Origin of the sequence: Vreelandella halophila (assembly GCF_019903425.1) — a bacterium.
In the GTDB taxonomy this organism is placed as follows: domain Bacteria; phylum Pseudomonadota; class Gammaproteobacteria; order Pseudomonadales; family Oleiphilaceae; genus Halospina; species Halospina halophila.
In genome coordinates this window covers 1,444,697-1,462,034 of record NZ_JACHUZ010000013.1, presented here as the reverse complement: position 1 = coordinate 1,462,034, position 17,338 = coordinate 1,444,697, and the positions used below count along the sequence as shown (strand labels likewise).

Sequence of the window (17,338 nt, the reverse complement as noted above, 5' to 3'; positions counted from 1 at the left end):
CCCTGGGCAAGGGCCAGCCCCGGCGCCTGGAAGGGCCCGCCCCCGCCATGTTCCATGAGCACATCCTTGCCCGCCACGCCCATGTCCGCGCCACCGTATTGCACATAGGTGGGCACATCCGTGGCGCGAATGATCAGCAGGCGCACCCCGGGGACCGTGGTGCCAAACACCAGCTTCCGGCTTTTCTCCGGATCCTCTTCGGGCTCAATGCCAGCACCGGCGAGAAGCGGCAGTGTTTCTTCCAGAATACGGCCCTTGGAAAGGGCAATGGTCAGCTGTTCAGACATAGTCCCGTCAGTGTCTGCGGAGGTCACGAGGGCATCCGGCGGATGGTGGCGCCGAGCAGCTGGAGCTTCTCCTCGATGCACTCGTAACCCCGGTCAATGTGGTAGATGCGGTCAACCATGGTCTCGCCCTCGGCCACCAGCCCGGCAATCACCAGGCTGGCCGAAGCGCGAAGGTCCGTGGCCATCACCGGTGCCGCGGTGAGCCGGTCAACGCCGCGCACAATGGCGGTGTTGCCTTCAAGGCCAATATCGGCCCCCATGCGGATCAGCTCCTGGACGTGCATGAAGCGGTTCTCGAAAACCGTCTCCGTCACCGATCCAATCCCTTCGCCCACGGCGTTCATGGCCACGAACTGGGCCTGCATGTCCGTCGGGAAGGCCGGATAGGGCGCGGTTCTCAAATTGACCGCTTTCGGGCGCCGACCGTGCATGTTGAGCTCGATCCAGTCAGGCCCGGTATTCACCTCGGCCCCGGCCTCCCTGAGCTTGAGCAGCACAGCCTCCAGAATGTCCTCGCGGGTATCCTTGAGCCGGACATGACCTTTCGTTGCAGCGGCCGCAGTGAGATAGGTGCCGGTCTCCACGCGGTCCGGAAGTACCTCATAGTGGCAGGGCTTCAGCCGTTCCACACCGTGGATCTCGATGGTCGCCGTGCCCTGGCCGCGAACATCCGCGCCCATGGCATTGAGGCAGTCGGCAAGGTCCACCACTTCGGGTTCGCGCGCGGCATTCTCGAGAATGGTCACGCCATCCGCGAGCGCAGCCGCCATCATCAGGTTTTCGGTGCCCGTGACGGTGACCGTATCCAGAAATATATGGGCTCCCTTGAGCCGCTGCGGGGCATAGGCGTGGATATAGCCACTGTCGACCTGGATCTCGGCCCCCATCTGCTCCAGCCCCTGAAGGTGCAAGTTGACCGGACGGGTACCGATGGCGCACCCACCTGGCAGCGACACATGCGCCTCACCGAAGTGGGCCACCATGGGCCCAAGAACCAGGATGGAGGCGCGCATGGTCTTGACCAGCTCGTAGGGCGCGGTGAGGTTGTTGATGGTGGTCGAATCCACCTCGACACTCATACGCTCGTCGACCATGAGCTCCACACCCATGTGACCGAGCAGCTCGATCATGGTGGTCACGTCGTGCAGGTGCGGCAGGTTACCCACGCTCACCTTGCCGTCCGCCAGCAGCGTTGAGGCCAGTATCGGCAGTGCCGAGTTCTTGGCGCCGGATATTCGGATCTCGCCGTGCAGCGGCTGGCCGCCCTGAATCAGCAGTTTGTCCACGTTATGCTCCCGGGGCTCTGGGCCGCCTTTACTGACTCTGGCGCGCCTGCCATTCCTGCGGCGTCATGGCGCGGATTGTCAGGGCATGGATGGTGCCTTCCGCCAGCAGATCCTCGAGCTCCCCGTAGATCAGCTGCTGGCGCTTCACGCGGTTGAGATCGGCAAAGCGCTCACCAACGGCGACAACCAGGAAACGGTTCCCGTCGTTCTGCACCTCAATCTCACACTCCGGCAGCGCTTCCACGAGCCGTTTCTGAACATCTTCAGCCTGCATCCAAACTCCCGTTGTCTCCGGCGGTTACTGTCGCCGGCGCGGACACCGCGCCGGGGGGCGCGATTATAGCCCAGATGACGGGTGCTTGACACGCTGTGTTCGGAGTTGCCGTCTACCCGTTTTCCTTGGCCTTCTCCTGCTCGACCGCATCCTCAAGCCCTTCGATGTCGCCCACATCCGTGGACCATTCATCGATGACCTTGCTCACGTTGCCGTCGGCGGCCTGCATTTCCTGTTCAAACCGATCGCGGAATGCCAGCCCCATGTTGATGCCCTCAACGATGACGTTCTCGACCTGCCAGTTGCCGTCATCCGGCTCGTACATGGAGTAGGCCACCCCGTAGCGCTCACCGGAATTGGTGATGATTGACAGGTTCACCGTGGCGCGGTCCTTGTGGCGGGGGTTGATCTCGACGCTGTCGACTTCCAGGTCAAAATCACTGCTGTCGATGCTGACCGCCGCGCCGCCGTAGGCGTCGTAGAGGCTGCGGCGGAAAGCACTCACAAACTCATCGCGCTCCTCCGGGGTCGCCTGCCGTGCGTACTTGCCCATGATCCGGGCTGCCACGCGCCGGAAGGCCACAAACTCACCCAGAGCCTCATCCATGGATTCATAGAAGGCTTCACGGTCCGAGTCATAGAGTTCGCGGATCTCATCCAGCTTGTCCACAAGGCGGATGCTGTTCTCACGTACGTACTCCCGGAGCTTCTCCTCCTCGGACTGGGCCATGGCCATGGGTGCTGTCAGCAGCGCCATGATGAAACCCACGAGCAGGGTAGCGGGGGTAAAAGTCCGGATTCTGTTCACTGCGTCCTCCTGTGTGCTGCAGCGGTGCCACCAAGCTGGTTTCAGCGTGGACTGGCAATCCGTCGACGGATCAGTGTCTCAATACTCATCGCCGACTGGGTGTCCTCGATATAGTCATTATCCGAGAGCGTTTCCGGGTGACCGCCAGGCGAGATCTCCACATACTGCTCGCCGAGAAGGCCGGCGGTCATGATGATGGCGACGCTGTCGATGGCCAGGTTATCCACGCTTTCCTCAATGCGCATCCGCACTTTCGCCCGGTAACCACGCGCATCCAGTTGTACGTCAGCCACTTCGCCAATGGTCACTCCGGCCAGTGCCACACGGGCACCCCGCTCCAGTGTACCGGCATCCGCAAACTCGGCGTAAAGGGTGTAGTGCCCGCCCGCGTCCGCCTGTTCGTTGCCCCCGGACGGCGCCAGCCACCCCGTGACCAGCAGCAGTGCCAGCGTGGCCCCACTGCCAAGGGCAAAGAACACCAGACGCTGCATGTGCAATGGGATCGTCTCTCCTGCCCGGCCTCCCGGATCATCCTGCCGGCCCCCGGCTGTACGAAGGTCCGGCCAGCGGATACAGTACGACGCCAGTCTGCTGCCCACAACCCACGGAGCCTTACATCATGGTCACTGCCCTGCTCGCGGTCCTGGCCGGTCTGACCCTGCTGATCTGGAGCGCTGACCAGTTCATCACCGGCGCCATCGACAGCGCCCGGCGCCTGGGGATGAGCCCGATGCTGATCGGGCTGACGCTGGTGGCCTTCGGTACCTCGGCCCCGGAGGTACTGGTCTCGGTGGTCGCCGCCATCACGGACGCCGGCGACATTGCCGTGGGCAACGCCATCGGTTCGAACATCGCCAACCTGGGCCTGGTGCTGGGCATTACCGCCCTTCTGGCCCCGGTGGCGCTGGCCCGCCCCACCCGCCGCATCGAGCTGCCCCTGCTCGCCATCGTGACCATTGGCACTTGGCTGCTGTTCCAGGACGATTACCTGAGCGCCAGGGATGGCCTTTTCATGCTTGGCATCCTGGCCGTAGCTTTCACCGTGCTTGTGCGCTATGGCCAGGCCGCCAGCATGCTGGCCGAAGAGATGCCGGAGCCCCACGAAAACCGCTCGACCGGCGTCCTGACCCTGCAGATCACCGGTGGGCTCATACTGCTGCTGGCCAGTTCCCGGCTGCTGGTCTGGGGCGCGGTGGAACTGGCGCTGACGCTGGGCGTGAGCGAGCTCGTGGTAGGGCTCACCGTGGTCGCCGTCGGAACCAGCCTGCCGGAGCTTGCCGCCAGCATCGCCAGCGCCCTCAAGGGCCGCCATGACATGGTCATGGGCAACCTGATTGGCTCCAACCTGTTCAACCTGCTTCTGGTGCTGGCGGTGCCGGCGCTGGTAGCCGGTATTCCGCTCAACAGCGACGCCATCACCCGCGACTACGGCGCCATGGTGGCGGTCACACTGCTGCTGGCGGCGCTGGCCATCGTCTACCACCGCCAGGGGCGGCTGAGCCGGATCGGAGGTGGTATACTGCTGGCATTCTACATCGGCTACGTTGCCCTGCTGGTGACCGGCGATGCGCCGGTGCCGGCCGCAACGCTGTCAGCACTCTGAGGAGAACCATGGCGCCTTCGGACGCACTCACGGAATCGGCCCGCCGCACCATCACCCTGGAACGCGACGCCATCGACGCTCTGCTGCCGCGCATCGACGACCAGTTCAGCCATGCCTGTGAGCTGATCCTGCAGTGCAAGGGGCGTGTCGTGGTCACGGGAATGGGCAAATCCGGCCACATCGGCACCAAGATCGCGGCAACCCTGGCCAGCACCGGAACCCCCGCATTCTTTGTGCACCCCGGGGAAGCCAGCCACGGCGACCTGGGCATGATCACCGGGGAGGATGTGGTCATCGCCATCTCCAACTCCGGCAGCACCGGCGAACTGGTCACGATCCTGCCACTGATCAAGCGCAAGGGCGCCTCGCTGATCAGCATGACGGGAAAGGCCGACTCCCAGCTGGCCCGCCAAGCACACGCCAATCTGGACATCGCGGTGGAGCAGGAAGCCTGCCCCATGAACCTCGCCCCCACCTCCTCCACCACGGTCACACTGGTCATGGGCGATGCCCTGGCGGTGGCACTGCTGGAGGCGCGCGGGTTCGGGGCCGAAGACTTTGCCTTCTACCATCCCGGCGGCACGCTCGGGCGGCGGCTGCTGCTCAAGGTCTCGGACCTGATGCACACCGGCGATGCCCTGCCCCGCGTGACACAGCAGACGCCCCTGGGTGAGGCGCTGCTGGAGGTCTCGCGTAAGGGGCTGGGCATGACCGCCGTGGTGGATGACAGCGACCGGGTCATCGGCATCTTCACTGACGGGGACCTGCGCCGGACCCTGGATCAGGGCGTGGATATCCACAGCACCCCTATCGGGAACGTCATGACCAGTCACTGCCGCACCGCGCGCGAGGACATCCTCGCGGCCGAAGCCCTCAAGATCATGGAAGACAACAAGATCAACGGCCTGCTGGTAACCAGCGGCGAGGGGCGCCTGGTGGGGGCCCTCAACATGCACGACCTGCTGCGCGCGGGCGTGGTCTAGGAGGACCGGATGACAGCACGCCTGAACGAACGCGGCGCCATGGTCCAACTGCTGGCCATGGACGTGGACGGCGTCCTGACCGATGGAAGCCTCTACTTTGCCGCCAGCGGCGATGAACTCAAGGCCTTCAGCATCCTCGACGGCCAGGGCCTGCGGCTGATCCAGAAACAGGGGCTGACCACCGCCTTCATCACGGGCCGTACATCGCCACTGACGGAGGCCAGGGCCAGGAACCTGGACATCGGTTACCTGATCCAGGGGCGCACGGACAAGCTGACAGCTCTGCGGGAACTCTCGGAGCGGACCTCGATACCGCTGGAGGCCATCGCCTATGTGGGTGATGACCTGCCCGATCTCGCCGCCATCGAAACCGCCGGCGTCGGCATCAGTGTGCCCAACGGCTGCGCCGCGGTGCGCGAGTCAGCGGACTGGTGCACCGCGGCGCCCGGTGGTCGTGGTGCCATCCGCGAGGTCTGCGAGTGGCTTCTGGAGTGCCGCGGGGTACTGGATCAACTGGTTGACGGGTACCGTGCGCCATGAGACTGCCCGACTGGATGCTGCCGTCCTGGCTGAGAGACCGCTCCATTGCTCTGTGGGGCATTGTCGGCGTCGTACTCCTGGGCCTCGCCCTGCTGGTCCTCCAGGAGGATGATCCGATCCGCGACACCACAGCCACGGACCTGCGCGGGCCGAAAAAGCCGGACGGCTTCGTGGTCAACGCCACCTTCCGCGCCTTTGACAGCGGGGGCCGCCTCAAGTCACGCATTCGCACCCGCCGGGCCGAACAGTTCCAGGATGAGAATCGGATCACCATGGAACGCCCCCGTGCCATGCTCATGGCCCGCAACGGCGGCGCCCCCTGGTTCGTGCGTTCGCGCACCGGCCTGTACCGGCCCGATGTAGCCGAGCTCATGCTCGAGAAGGATGTCCGGGCCCGCCACAGCAGCACCGAACGCGGGGATGTGCTGATCCTCAGTGAACGCATGATGCTGGATAACAACGAACGGATTGTGCAGACTGACGCCCCGGTGACCCTGATCGACCGCAGCAGTCTGACCAATGCCGTGGGCATGACGGGCTGGATCGACGAACGCGCGATCAGACTCGAGAATGATGTCCGCAGCCGGTACTTCAACCGTTGATGCACAGGAGACACAGCCTGCTCATGACCAACCCGGCACGCACCCGAAAAGCCTGGCGGTTCCTGGCAGGCCTGCTTCTGAGCAGCCTGGTACTGCCCTTATATGCCTTCAACCTGGAGTCTGACAAGCCCATCAGGGTTGAATCCAACAACGCCCGGCTGGATGACCAGGAAGGAACCGCCACCTATACCGGCAGTGTCCGGGTCACCCAGGGCGAGGCCCTTTTGACGGCGGACAGGGTGGTTCTCTACAGGGACGATGCTCAGGGCCTCAACCGGATGGAAGCCACGGGCAGCCCCGCCACCTACGAGCAGCCGGAAACCGAGCAGGGACCGGCCGTCTACGCCGAGGGCCAGACCATCATCTACCGCGCCGACGACGAACGCATCACCTTTGAGCGCGAGGCCTTCATCCGGCAACAGGGCGACACCTTCCGGGGCAACCGGATCGTTTACGACGTGGCCGAGCGGGTGGTCACCGCCTCCAGCGCCGAGGACGACGCCGATGACCGGGTGGAGATGACCATCCAGCCCGGTCGCGACAGCAGCAACGACAACAGCGACTGAGCGCACCCCATGGCGACACTGGAAGCCCTGAACCTGGCCAAGAGCTACCGCCGCCACCCGGTGGTGATGGACGTATCCCTCAGCATCCAGAGTGGCCAGATCGCCGGGCTTCTCGGCCCCAACGGTGCCGGTAAGACCACCTGTTTCTACATGATCGTGGGCCTGGTTCCCCATGACCGGGGCCGCATCCGCATCGATGACCGCGACATCACCCATCTGCCCATGCATGGCCGCGCCCGTGCCGGTATTGGGTATCTGCCACAGGAAGCCTCGGTGTTCCGGCGGCTGACCGTGGCGCAGAACCTGATGGCGATCCTCCAGACACGCCGTGACCTCACCAAAGCCGAACGTGTAGAGCGCATGGAGTCGCTCCTGCGCGAGTTCCACATCAGCCACATCCGCAACAGCCTGGGCATGAGCCTGTCCGGCGGTGAGCGACGGCGCGCCGAGATCGCCCGCGCCCTGGCGGTGGAACCGGCCTTCATCCTGCTGGACGAACCCTTCGCCGGAGTGGACCCCATCTCCGTCAGCGATATCAAGCAGATCGTGCGCCAGGTCCGCGACCGCGGCATCGGCGTACTGATCACCGACCACAACGTGCGTGAGACGCTCGACATCTGCGAAACGGCCTACATCGTCAGTGAAGGCCACATCATCGCCTCCGGCACTTCCGAGGACATCCTCGCCAATCAACAGGTCAAAGAAGTCTATCTGGGCGACGAATTCCGTCTGTGACATGGTCCTCCCAAAACCGTTGTCGCCCCGCCCAATTGGCCTGTACACTCGATTAAAAAGACGTTAAGCAAAATCCCTGCCGGCCTACGAAAGGATCGGGTTAAGGTTACGTAAACACGGGACAAACGGTAACGGGAAAGCAGTCGATGGTTATGAAAGCGTCCCTGCAGCTGAAGATGGGCCAGCAGCTCACGATGACGCCCCAGCTTCAGCAGGCGATACGGTTACTCCAGCTCTCCACACTCGACCTGCAGCAGGAGATCCAGCAGCAGCTGGAATCCAACCCCATGCTCGAAACGGCCGAGGAAAGCGAAGCGGACGCTGAAGCCGGAACTGACGACAACAGCGAACGCAGTGACAGCGGGGAGGAGGCTGGGGATTCCAGCGGGGCGGAGGACTCGCAGGAAGACGAATCGCGGGAAACCGCCGACGCTGAGCCCGAGAGCTGGGAAAACGAGAACTGGCAGGACAACAGCGAAATCCCCGATAACCTGCCCGTGGATACCGCCTGGGACGACGTCTACCAGACCGCCCCTGCCTCGCCCGCCAGCTCACGCCCCGAGGACGAAGGCGGCGAGTCGGACTTCGAGAGCCGCAACAGCCGCGGCGAGACTCTTCAGGATCACCTGTACTGGCAGCTCAACCTCACTCCCATGTCCGAGCGCGACCGGGCCATTGCCCACGCCCTGGTCGACGGCATCGACGATACCGGCTACCTGACCCAGAACCTTGAGGAGATCCATCAGGGGCTGAGCGCACCGGACGATGAAGACCCGCTGGAGATGGACGAGGTCGAGGCGGTCCTGCACCGGCTGCAGCACTTCGATCCGCCCGGGGTGGCTGCCCGGGACCTGCGCGAATGCCTGCTGATCCAGCTCAACCAGTTGCCGGCGGACACTCCCTGGCTGAAGCAGGCACGGCTGGTGATCAGCCACTACATCCAACTGCTGGGCAGCCGGGACTACCGCCAGCTCATGCGCCGCAGCCGGCTCAGCGAGGCCCAGCTCAAGGAGGTCCTGGGGCTCATCCAGAGCCTGCACCCCCGCCCCGGGGATGCCATTGGCGAGGAAGAGACCGAATACGTGGTCCCCGACGTGATCGTCACCCGCCAGGAAGGCCGCTGGAAGATCGAGCTTAACCCCGAAATCGCACCCCGGCTGCAGGTGAACAGCCTCTATGCCTCGCTGATCCGCCAGTCCGACAGCAGCAAGGACAACACCTATCTGCGCGACCAGTTGCAGGAGGCCAAGTGGTTCATCAAGAGCCTTCAAAGCCGTAACGAAACCCTGTTGAAAGTGGCCTCCCAGATCGTCGATCATCAGCAGAGGTTCTTCGAGGAAGGCGAGGAAGCGATGAAACCGCTGATCCTCTCCGAAATCGCCCAGGCGGTGGAAATGCACGAGTCCACCATATCCCGCGTCACCACCCAGAAGTACATGCACACCCCGCGGGGCATTTACGAACTGAAGTATTTCTTCTCCAGCCATGTGAGCACGGACGAAGGGGGCGAGTGCTCGTCCACCGCCATCCGTGCCATGATCCGCAAGCTCATCAACGAGGAGGAAAGCCGGAAACCACTGAGCGATAACCGTATAGCGACTATACTGAGTGATCAGGGCATCAATGTGGCACGCCGCACGGTGGCGAAATACCGCGAGGCGATGCACATTCCACCCTCGAACGAACGCAAACGTCTCGTCTAGAGGGTCTGACGCCTGTATGATGGCCACCTTCCGGTGGCCGGGCCGAACCGGAAACAGGAGCGGACTATGCAACTCAACATCTCAGGTCACCACATCGAGCTGACTGAAGCCCTCAAGGACTATGTCCGGAGCAAGATGGACAAGCTTGAGCGACACACCGACCAGATCAGCAACACCCAGGTGACGCTGTCGGTGGTCAAACAGAGACAGACCGCCGAGGCCACGCTCCACGTGACCGGTGGCGAAATCAACGCCAAGGCCCAGCACGACGATATGTACGCGGCGATCGATCAGCTTGTGGACAAGCTTGACCGGCAAATTCTCAAACACAAGGAGAAGCAGGTGGAGCGCATGCACGGTGCGGCCACCCGCTGATCCCAAGCGGTACCCATGGTCCATTCATCACTGTCCATTGAATCCATCCTTGCCCCGGAACTGGCCCTCTGCGGTGTTCCGGGGACCAGCAAGAAACGCATCCTCGAGACCATTGCCGAAAGGGTGGCCCAGCACTACCCTGAGCTTGAGGAGAACCAGATCTTCAACAATCTGGTGGCGCGGGAGCGCCTCGGCAGCACCGGCATCGGACAGGGCATTGCCATTCCGCACTGCCGGCTCGAGGATTGCAAGCGCGTGGTGGGCGCGCTGCTGACGCTGGATGACCCCATCAACTTCGATGCCATCGACAGTGAGCCGGTGGACCTGCTGTTCGTGCTGCTGGTGCCGCAGAACGCCACCAGCGAGCACCTTGAACTTCTCAGCCAGCTGGCGGAAAAGTTCAATGACCGTGGCCTGTGCCGGCGCCTGCGCCAGTGCCAGTGCCAGGATCCACAGGAACTCTATGACCTGATTGTCGCCAGCGAGAAGGCTTCGCCGTAACGTCGACCCATCCAGCCAGCGGGAGATCGGGCTGTGAAACTGACCATCGTGAGCGGCCGCTCGGGCTCCGGCAAGAGCACCGCGCTCCATGTACTGGAGGACCTCGGCTACTACTGCATCGACAACCTGCCCATCGGGCTGCTGCAGCCGCTGACGCGCAAGGCACTGGAGTCAGACGAGCAGCAGCGCGACATTGCCGTCAGCATTGACGCCCGCAATCTCTCCGGGGACATTGCCGATTTCGAAAACCTTTACCGCCAGCTCCAGCACCCGGACCTGAGGGTGGAGGTGATCTATCTGGACGCGGCGGACAGCATGCTGCTACAGCGCTTCCATGCGACCCGGCGCAAGCACCCGTTGAGCACACCGGGGCGCTCCCTCTCCGAGGCGATTCAGGACGAGAAAGCCCTGCTGGAACCCATCGCACGGCTGGCCGACCTGCACATCGACACCACGGAGCGTTCCATGTATGAGCTCCGGGATATGGTACGCGAGCGCGTCGTGGGCCGCGACGAGCAACAGATGGCGTTGCTGATCCAGTCCTTCGGCTACAAGCACGGCGTACCCATCGACTCGGATTTTGTCTTCGATGTGCGCTGCCTGCCCAATCCCTTCTGGGACGAATCCCTGCGCGGCTATACCGGCCTGGATGCCCCCATCCGCGAATACCTGACCGGCCAGCCCGGAACCACGACCCTGCTCGAGGACATCAAGGGGTTCCTGGACCGCTGGCTGCCGGAGTTCCACACGGTGAACCGCTCCTACATGACGATTTCCATCGGATGCACTGGCGGCCAGCACCGCTCGGTCTACATGGCCGAGGAACTGGTGGCTCACCTGCGGCAGGCATTCAGTACCGTCCAGGTCCGGCACACGGAGTTGCCCCACGCGCAACCGACGCCCTGAACACACCGGAAGCCCAATGATCCGAGAACCCATCACCATCATCAACAAACTCGGCCTGCACGCCCGCGCCGCAGCCAAACTTGTGAGCTGTGCCGAACAGTTTGAAAGCAGCATCCAGCTCGGGCGTGACGGGCGGGAAGTGAACGGCAAGAGCATCATGTCGGTGATGATGCTTGCAGCCAGCTGCGGTACCGACATTGAGCTGATCATCGAGGGTGCGGACGAGAGCGACGCCCGGGAAGCATTGATGGAACTGATCAACAACCGTTTTGATGAGGACGAATGAGCGACGCTGACACGCCCGGGCAGCCCCAGGACGAGCTGCCCAGCAAAAGCCAGGCGAAACGGGAGATGCAGGAGCTGCGGGATCTGGCGGCGGCCCTGGCCGCCCTGCCCGAGGAGCGCATCCATCAGTTGCCTGCCTCCAGTGCCCTCATCGATGGGCTCCTGGAGGTCCGGCATCTGCCCGAGGGCGACCCGCGCCGGCGCCAGACCCTCTATCTGGGCCGCCAGATCCTCGAGGAGGACGAGCAGGCCCTGCGCCGGGCGGTGGCCGGGCAGACCGCCGGCACGCCGGAACATACCCGCCGCCTGCACATGGCCGAACGCTGGCGCGAGCGCCTGATCCACGAAGGCAAGTCGGCGCTGACCGAATTCATGGACCGTTACCCGCAGACCGATGTCCAGCACCTGCGCCAGCTGATCCGTAACGCGGCCAGGCAATCGGAAAGTGGAGACCGCAACAGCCCGCGCAGGCGTCTCTACCGCTATCTGCGCGAGCGCATTGACGAGGGCGAGACGTTGTAGGAAATCGCTTACACGACGCATCGGCGATGTCCTATTCACCCAATAACGGATCTGACTAGAATAAGCAGTTGCAGGGACGCGATGCGGTGCAGGAGGCACCAGATCAAAGGGACTGACAGCGCCCAGGGATTCGGGCAGGGCCGGTGCAGTTCGGGGGCAGGGATGCCGCCCGTCTGGGCCACCTCAATCACCCCATACCGTCATCTCCGGGTCTGCTCTGTTCCCACCCCAAACGCGAACAGACAGGAGCACATCACGATGAAAGGAATCGTTACCGCAACCGCCCGCCTTCTGGCGCTCGCACTGGTTCTGGCAACCATGCCGGCCCTGGCTCAGGACGCCGCGGAAGAGACTGAAACCGTCAACATCAATACCGCCAGCGCGGACGCCCTGGCCGATGCCCTGCACGGCGTTGGCCCGGCCAAGGCGGACGCCATTGTCACATGGCGCGAGGAGCAGGGTGAGTTCACGACCCCGGAGCACCTTGAAGAGGTGGACGGCATCGGCCCGGCCACTATTAGTGACAACCGGGAGAAGATCCGCCTCGACTAGAGGCGGCGATGCTCCCATACCGGGATGGCGCTGCGGGTGCTGGCCAGCTGGTCGCGATCCACGACGGCACTGACCACACCGGGCCCATCCTCGGCGCGCTCGGCGACCACGCTGCCCCAGGGATCGATGATCATGGAGTGGCCCCAGGTCTGTCGGCGCTCATCGTGCTGCCCACCCTGATTGGGCGCACAGATCCACACCTGATCCTCGATCGCCCGGGCCCGCAGAAGCGGCTCCCAGTGCGCCTCACCAGTCCGGTGGGTAAAGGCCGAGGGCACCACCACCCATTCCGCACCCGCCTCGCGCAGCCGGCGGTACAGCTCCGGGAAGCGCAGGTCGTAGCAGATGCTGAGCCCGAGCCGCCCCGCCGGGGTATCCACGGTCACCACCTCGTCGCCAGGCTCGAACAGGTCCGACTCCTGATAACGTCCCTGGGAATCCCCCACCAGGGCATCAAACAGATGGATCTTGTCATAGCGGGCCACCCGCTCACCCTGATCGTTCCAGACCATGCAGGCGGCCCGGACTCGGCCATCCGGCACCACCGTACCATCCGGGCGCGTCCCCATGGGCAGGGAGCCGGCAACGATCCATAAGCCCAGGCGCGCGGCCTCCCGACCTACAAAGGACTGGATGGAGCCGTCCTCCCCGCGCGCCTCGGATTGGCCCAGGTCAGCCAGACGGCGGTTCTGGAAGGCCGCAAAATTCTCCGGAAGAACCGCCACGCGGGCCCCGTCCTCAGCCGCCTGTTCCAGCAGCTCACGGGCTCGCACCAGGTTCTGTTCCACCTCGAAACCACTGACCATCTGAATGGCTGCTACCGATACCGATGCCGTCATCGCCTGATCTCCCCTGCGGGCCTTTCGGGGGCCTCCACCCCCACCTCGGGCCGTTCATAGCTATCCAGGTCCGACTCCGTGTCAAACAGATTGCGGAGCTCGACTTTCGGGTCACTCCAGGTGCCTTCCACGGTATAGGTGGCACTGGTCACCCGACTCAGGATACCCCCAAACACCTTGTCGAGCACGAAAAGCGCGCCTCCGATAGGCGGCGCGTAGCCGAACAGAACCGCCGCCAACGGCAGATTCTGGGTGACCGGCAGCACCACCACCAGGCGCATATCGAGGGCCTCACTAATCAGGTCCGCCTCGCCGCTCATGCGGAAACCGCCGGAGGGCGCCTGGATCGACACGGCCGGGTCAAAAATCAGCCGGCCCTCGTGGATCAGCACCTCGCCCTCGATATGGTCGAACGGAATTCCGGACTCATAGACGTCCGAAAAATCCAACTGAAGCCGCCGCCAGAGCGTATCCGTGTTCAACAGCCCAAACACCCTGAATACGCGCGCGCCCTCAATATCCTGGTCAATGATGCCATCCTCCAGCCGGAAGTCCATGGCCGCACGCAGGCCCGCCAGGCTGAAATCCGTGGGCCCGCCAGGCCAGGCCATGTTCAGCGAGGCCTCAGCCCGTTCGCTGCTGATCGGCACCGTGGTCTGGCCAAGCAGCGTTTCGAGTCCCTTGAGATCACGCCCATCCAGGGTGCCGGAAAACTCGCTAACGCCCTTGTCCAGCGCCGACTGCCAGGTCAGGCTCCCCTCCAGGTCCAGATCTCCCATGGTAAACGCCAGGGGGTCGATACGGATACGACTGCCGTCCGGCACAAGCACCAGCGACAGATCCGTAACCCGGCGCTCGCCGAAAACAAGACGATCGATACGTATACTAGTCTCTGGCCAGTCCCGGGCACCACGGGTCAGTGCCCCGCTGTCCAGCTCTGATCCCTCCTCACCATTGGGACCCGCACGCGGAAGCACCAGGTGGTCGAGATCCACGGCCAGAGCCCGTTCATTGCCACTGCCCAGGGTCCCGCCGATCCAGTCCGAATCCAGACGCACCTGCCACTCGCCCCGGAGGTCAGCCTCGGCCAGGAGCTGGACCGGTGACAGGGTCCAGCTCCCCAATCGCGGCTCCCCAATACCAAGTTCGACCCTGAGCGGAGGCAGCAAAGGCTCCTGCGATACCCCGCCCTCACCCGATGCCACCACTTTCCCTGCCGGAATGTCCTCCACGGCCTGCCACCACTGTTGCAGGTCAGCGCCAGGCAGATTACCGGTGAGGCTGAGCACCGGCTCGTCCGGAAGCTCCGTGCGCCGTACGCCCAGGCCAATACGCCCACGCTCCACGGCCCCGTCACGCATCACCAAGCGGAACGCGCCCAGGGGCTGCCAGTCACCCTGGATGCGCACCGCCTCCGAGTCCGCGCCGCCAAAGTCCACCTGGGTTGTGAGACGGTGATCATCGCCCGCGACCTTGCTGAACGGGGCCGGCCAGTCGAGCGCCAGATCCGCAAGGTCGGCATCCAGCCTCAGTGTGGGTCCTTCCGTGGGCCGGAAGGCCGCTTTATAGCTGAGCTGGCCATCAACCCGGGGCAGTGGCCGCTCAAGCCACTGCGCCAGCCGGGCCACCGTCAGGCGCCCCTGCTGGCGGAAGACCGGCGCCTGCTCCGGGCCATCACGCAGCTGCAGCGTTACCGGCTCGCCCATGAAACGCGCATCCAGGTCCGTGTTCCCGAATCCGTCATCCGTGGAGAACCGTATGGGTCCGTTCACATCCCGCCACTCAAGCTGCGCAGGGACGAAGCGCACATGGCCATCGGCCAGGGCAAACCGGACATCCGCCCGGGCATCACGCGCCTGGCCCGGCCACAGGCTGAGGGAGAGGTCGACATGGCTGGATCCGGTCACGCGGAAGTCTTCCAGCCAGTCGCCCGTAACCCGCGCAAGGGGACTGCTGCGCCACTGCTCCGTGAGCAGTTCGCCCTCGCGGCGGGCCCCGGTATCCACATCCACGCGCAGCCCCTCCTCTTCGTCACCCGTTACCCGGATCTGACTGGGCTCAAGCTCAACACCGGCCACCGCACCTTCATCCAGCTGGATACGGCCCTCGTCGCCCTGAACCCGGACCTGCCCGGCAGCGCCCTCAAGTGCCGGCCAGTCCGGATCGTAGGTCAGCTCAGTGTCGCGGAAGCGGTACGCCATACTCGAGGTGAAGGCACGATCATCGGCCGTTTCACCGGCGTCGTCACCCCCAATATCCCCATGACCGTAATACCACCCGCTGGTCACGGTGCCACTGCCTATGGCCTCGGTAAGAAAGGAATAGAGCTCCTGGGGCACCCGTTCCCGGGGTATAAAACGGCCCAGCATGCCGGTTCTGCCGCCGGCGATACCTACCCGCAGTGACAGCGTATCGGAACTGCCCTCGTGCAGTCGCAGCCGGAACCCGCCAGAGGCATTCATGCCCTCGTGACGCCCGACAAGACGCCGTGCCACCATTTCCCAGCCGTCACTGCGACGTGCCCAACGGATATGCCCCGCGAGCCGCTGGAAACGCCAGTCGGTGTGGAAAAGTTCCGGGAACCCGATACGGGCCGGGCCGGATTCAATGGTTACGCGGCCTTCGCGGGGACCAGCCTCAAGGTAACCGTCCAGCCCGCTGCCCGAGGGCGCCCCATCAACCGCCACCACAGCGACATCCCTGAATGTTCCCCGCAGCCGCCAGTGGCCATCGTCAGGGACGGTAACTTCAAGACGCTCCACCAGGCCCGAGGGATCATGAGCGGCCAGGCGCTCCTGCTCTTCTGCCGGCAGCAGGCCGCTGCGGTGCACCATGGCACTCACCACGCTCAGGTCCAGACCCTGCGCGGACACCCTCAGCGCATCACTGTCGCGCTCCACCCGGCCCGAGAATGCGCCGGCGTCCTGTTCACCCCAACCGAAGGCCGAGCCACGTGTCTGCAGCAGCCAGCCCGCCTCCGTGCGCTGCCACAGCAGCTCAGCGCTCAGATCGCTGAGCCGGGGCACCGGTGCCACCTGAGACGTCAGTCCAAGTTCAGGCAACCGCAGCGTCATCCGTGCCCTCTGGAGCTGGGCCCGCCTGAACGTCAACCAGGTCTCAGCCCGGGCGTTGAGGGCATCAACAGACAGCCCGCGCCACTCATAGGGGGCAAACAGGCTGCTGAAAACGCCGCCAGAATCCAGATCCAGAAAGAGGTCTCCTGTGAACCCACTGCTCAGTAGGTGTCGCCCCTCCAACGCAAAAGCACCGATACGGCGGCGGTCCCCGTCACCTCCGACCAGGCGCCCACTGGCGGAAAACAGGCCGTCCTCAAAACGCACATCCATCGCCGGTACACTGAGTGACAGAGACTCTCCGGAGGCCGGTTCCACGCGGAGCTGAAGATCCGTAAGAGTCACGACCGGATCGGACAGGAGCCGACCGGCCTGATCAATCCATTCGCCCAGATGCCCATCCAGGGCCGCGAGCGCGTCCGGGGCCCGGGGTTCATCACCCCTTTCGGATGGCTGCCATATACCCGCAACAGCGAACCCGCCGTCAGGCTGCTGCGCCAGTGTCGCCTCGGCACCGCTGACACGGAGCTCGCGGAAAACCAGACGCAGGCGCACCAGCGAGGCCCAGCTGTCGAGCCGAACTTTCAGGTGCCCCAGCGAGACATCTTCCTGTCCCCGCTCTCCAACGGTCATTTCTCCAACCCGGAGAACAGGGTCCAGTCCCTGCCAGTCACCGCTCAGATCACTGAGGTGCACAGGTCTCCCAAGCGCCTGGGTGAGTGCCGTTTCAATCTCGGTTTCAAAATGATGGAGGTTGGCCATGACCTGGCGGCCCAGGCCCACGTAGAGTGCAGCGAGAATCAGCAGCGTCAGGGTGCTGATCCATACGACCGTTACCAGACGGTTGAGAAGTGCCCACAGCACCGGGCGGACACCTCCCGATGCGGCTCTTTTCAT

19 protein-coding genes and 1 pseudogene are annotated in these 17,338 nt (G+C 64.1%); 13 read left to right on the top strand and 7 right to left on the bottom strand.

Translation table 11 applies throughout. The features are described from left to right. The 5 genes and pseudogenes from H4I92_RS11050 to mlaD all read right to left on the bottom strand — a co-directional run. A pseudogene (locus tag H4I92_RS11050) lies at positions 1 to 287 on the bottom strand (type 2 periplasmic-binding domain-containing protein); the annotation flags it as partial. 23 nt (positions 288 to 310) lie between these two features. Further along, positions 311 to 1,573: a UDP-N-acetylglucosamine 1-carboxyvinyltransferase gene (murA, locus tag H4I92_RS11045; RefSeq protein WP_077530646.1), complete on the bottom strand. Its 1,263-nt coding sequence runs from the start codon at positions 1,571 to 1,573 to the stop codon at positions 311 to 313. 28 nt (positions 1,574 to 1,601) lie between these two features. Continuing rightward, a complete protein-coding gene (locus H4I92_RS11040; protein ID WP_077530645.1) occupies positions 1,602 to 1,847 on the bottom strand; it encodes a BolA family protein in 246 nt (81 codons plus the stop codon). A gap of 112 nt (positions 1,848 to 1,959) precedes the next feature. After that, positions 1,960 to 2,655 (bottom strand): MlaC/ttg2D family ABC transporter substrate-binding protein, encoded by a 696-nt coding sequence (locus tag H4I92_RS11035; RefSeq protein ID WP_218668199.1) that lies wholly within the window; start codon positions 2,653 to 2,655, stop codon positions 1,960 to 1,962. Between the two features lie 41 nt (positions 2,656 to 2,696). After that, a complete protein-coding gene (gene mlaD, locus H4I92_RS11030) occupies positions 2,697 to 3,146 on the bottom strand; it encodes an outer membrane lipid asymmetry maintenance protein MlaD (protein WP_077530644.1) in 450 nt (149 codons plus the stop codon). A gap of 128 nt (positions 3,147 to 3,274) precedes the next feature. On the opposite strand from mlaD, the gene H4I92_RS11025 reads away from it, so the two are divergent. The 13 genes from H4I92_RS11025 (at position 3,275) to H4I92_RS10965 (ending at position 12,528) form a co-directional block, all read left to right on the top strand. Next, on the top strand, positions 3,275 to 4,258 hold the full coding sequence (locus tag H4I92_RS11025; RefSeq protein ID WP_077530643.1) for a calcium/sodium antiporter: 984 nt from the start codon (positions 3,275 to 3,277) through the stop codon (positions 4,256 to 4,258). A gap of 8 nt (positions 4,259 to 4,266) precedes the next feature. Then, on the top strand, positions 4,267 to 5,241 hold the full coding sequence (locus H4I92_RS11020; protein WP_077530642.1) for a KpsF/GutQ family sugar-phosphate isomerase: 975 nt from the start codon (positions 4,267 to 4,269) through the stop codon (positions 5,239 to 5,241). Between the two features lie 9 nt (positions 5,242 to 5,250). Next, positions 5,251 to 5,781 carry a KdsC family phosphatase gene (locus H4I92_RS11015; protein WP_077530641.1) on the top strand — a complete coding sequence of 177 codons (531 nt, stop codon included), beginning with the start codon at positions 5,251 to 5,253 and terminating at the stop codon, positions 5,779 to 5,781. Beyond that, a complete protein-coding gene (gene lptC / locus H4I92_RS11010) occupies positions 5,778 to 6,383 on the top strand; it encodes an LPS export ABC transporter periplasmic protein LptC (protein WP_077530640.1) in 606 nt (201 codons plus the stop codon). The genes H4I92_RS11015 and lptC overlap by 4 nt, the downstream gene beginning before the upstream one ends. A gap of 23 nt (positions 6,384 to 6,406) precedes the next feature. Further along, positions 6,407 to 6,949: a lipopolysaccharide transport periplasmic protein LptA gene (gene lptA / locus H4I92_RS11005; RefSeq protein ID WP_077530639.1), complete on the top strand. Its 543-nt coding sequence runs from the start codon at positions 6,407 to 6,409 to the stop codon at positions 6,947 to 6,949. 9 nt (positions 6,950 to 6,958) lie between these two features. Beyond that, positions 6,959 to 7,684, top strand: coding sequence for an LPS export ABC transporter ATP-binding protein (lptB, locus tag H4I92_RS11000; protein ID WP_077530638.1), 726 nt, complete (start codon positions 6,959 to 6,961; stop codon positions 7,682 to 7,684). 152 nt (positions 7,685 to 7,836) lie between these two features. After that, a complete protein-coding gene (locus H4I92_RS10995) occupies positions 7,837 to 9,387 on the top strand; it encodes an RNA polymerase factor sigma-54 (RefSeq protein WP_077531738.1) in 1,551 nt (516 codons plus the stop codon). A 66-nt stretch (positions 9,388 to 9,453) separates the two neighbouring features. Next, positions 9,454 to 9,762 carry a ribosome hibernation-promoting factor, HPF/YfiA family gene (gene hpf, locus H4I92_RS10990; RefSeq protein WP_077530637.1) on the top strand — a complete coding sequence of 103 codons (309 nt, stop codon included), beginning with the start codon at positions 9,454 to 9,456 and terminating at the stop codon, positions 9,760 to 9,762. Between the two features lie 15 nt (positions 9,763 to 9,777). Beyond that, positions 9,778 to 10,263: a PTS IIA-like nitrogen regulatory protein PtsN gene (gene ptsN / locus H4I92_RS10985; protein WP_077530636.1), complete on the top strand. Its 486-nt coding sequence runs from the start codon at positions 9,778 to 9,780 to the stop codon at positions 10,261 to 10,263. A gap of 33 nt (positions 10,264 to 10,296) precedes the next feature. Then, positions 10,297 to 11,169 (top strand): RNase adapter RapZ, encoded by an 873-nt coding sequence (gene rapZ / locus H4I92_RS10980; protein WP_077530635.1) that lies wholly within the window; start codon positions 10,297 to 10,299, stop codon positions 11,167 to 11,169. A gap of 16 nt (positions 11,170 to 11,185) precedes the next feature. Beyond that, positions 11,186 to 11,455, top strand: a complete 270-nt coding sequence (locus H4I92_RS10975; protein ID WP_077530634.1) for an HPr family phosphocarrier protein — start codon at positions 11,186 to 11,188, stop codon at positions 11,453 to 11,455. Beyond that, positions 11,452 to 11,976 (top strand): ribosome biogenesis factor YjgA, encoded by a 525-nt coding sequence (yjgA, locus tag H4I92_RS10970; protein WP_077530633.1) that lies wholly within the window; start codon positions 11,452 to 11,454, stop codon positions 11,974 to 11,976. Before H4I92_RS10975 ends, yjgA begins: the two co-directional genes overlap by 4 nt. A 258-nt stretch (positions 11,977 to 12,234) precedes the next feature. Next, the gene (locus H4I92_RS10965; RefSeq protein ID WP_077530632.1) at positions 12,235 to 12,528 is read left to right on the top strand and encodes a ComEA family DNA-binding protein; all 294 of its coding nucleotides are present in this window, start codon (positions 12,235 to 12,237) and stop codon (positions 12,526 to 12,528) included. Here the strand turns inward: H4I92_RS10965 and H4I92_RS10960 are convergent. Together H4I92_RS10960 and H4I92_RS10955 are read right to left on the bottom strand one after the other, a co-directional pair. Then, a complete protein-coding gene (locus H4I92_RS10960) occupies positions 12,525 to 13,367 on the bottom strand; it encodes a carbon-nitrogen hydrolase family protein (RefSeq protein ID WP_077530631.1) in 843 nt (280 codons plus the stop codon). The two genes, H4I92_RS10965 and H4I92_RS10960, sit on opposite strands and share 4 nt — an antisense overlap. Beyond that, positions 13,364 to 17,305: a YhdP family protein gene (locus H4I92_RS10955; RefSeq protein ID WP_179105690.1), complete on the bottom strand. Its 3,942-nt coding sequence runs from the start codon at positions 17,303 to 17,305 to the stop codon at positions 13,364 to 13,366. Before H4I92_RS10955 ends, H4I92_RS10960 begins: the two co-directional genes overlap by 4 nt. Between the last annotated feature and the right edge of the window lie 33 nt (positions 17,306 to 17,338).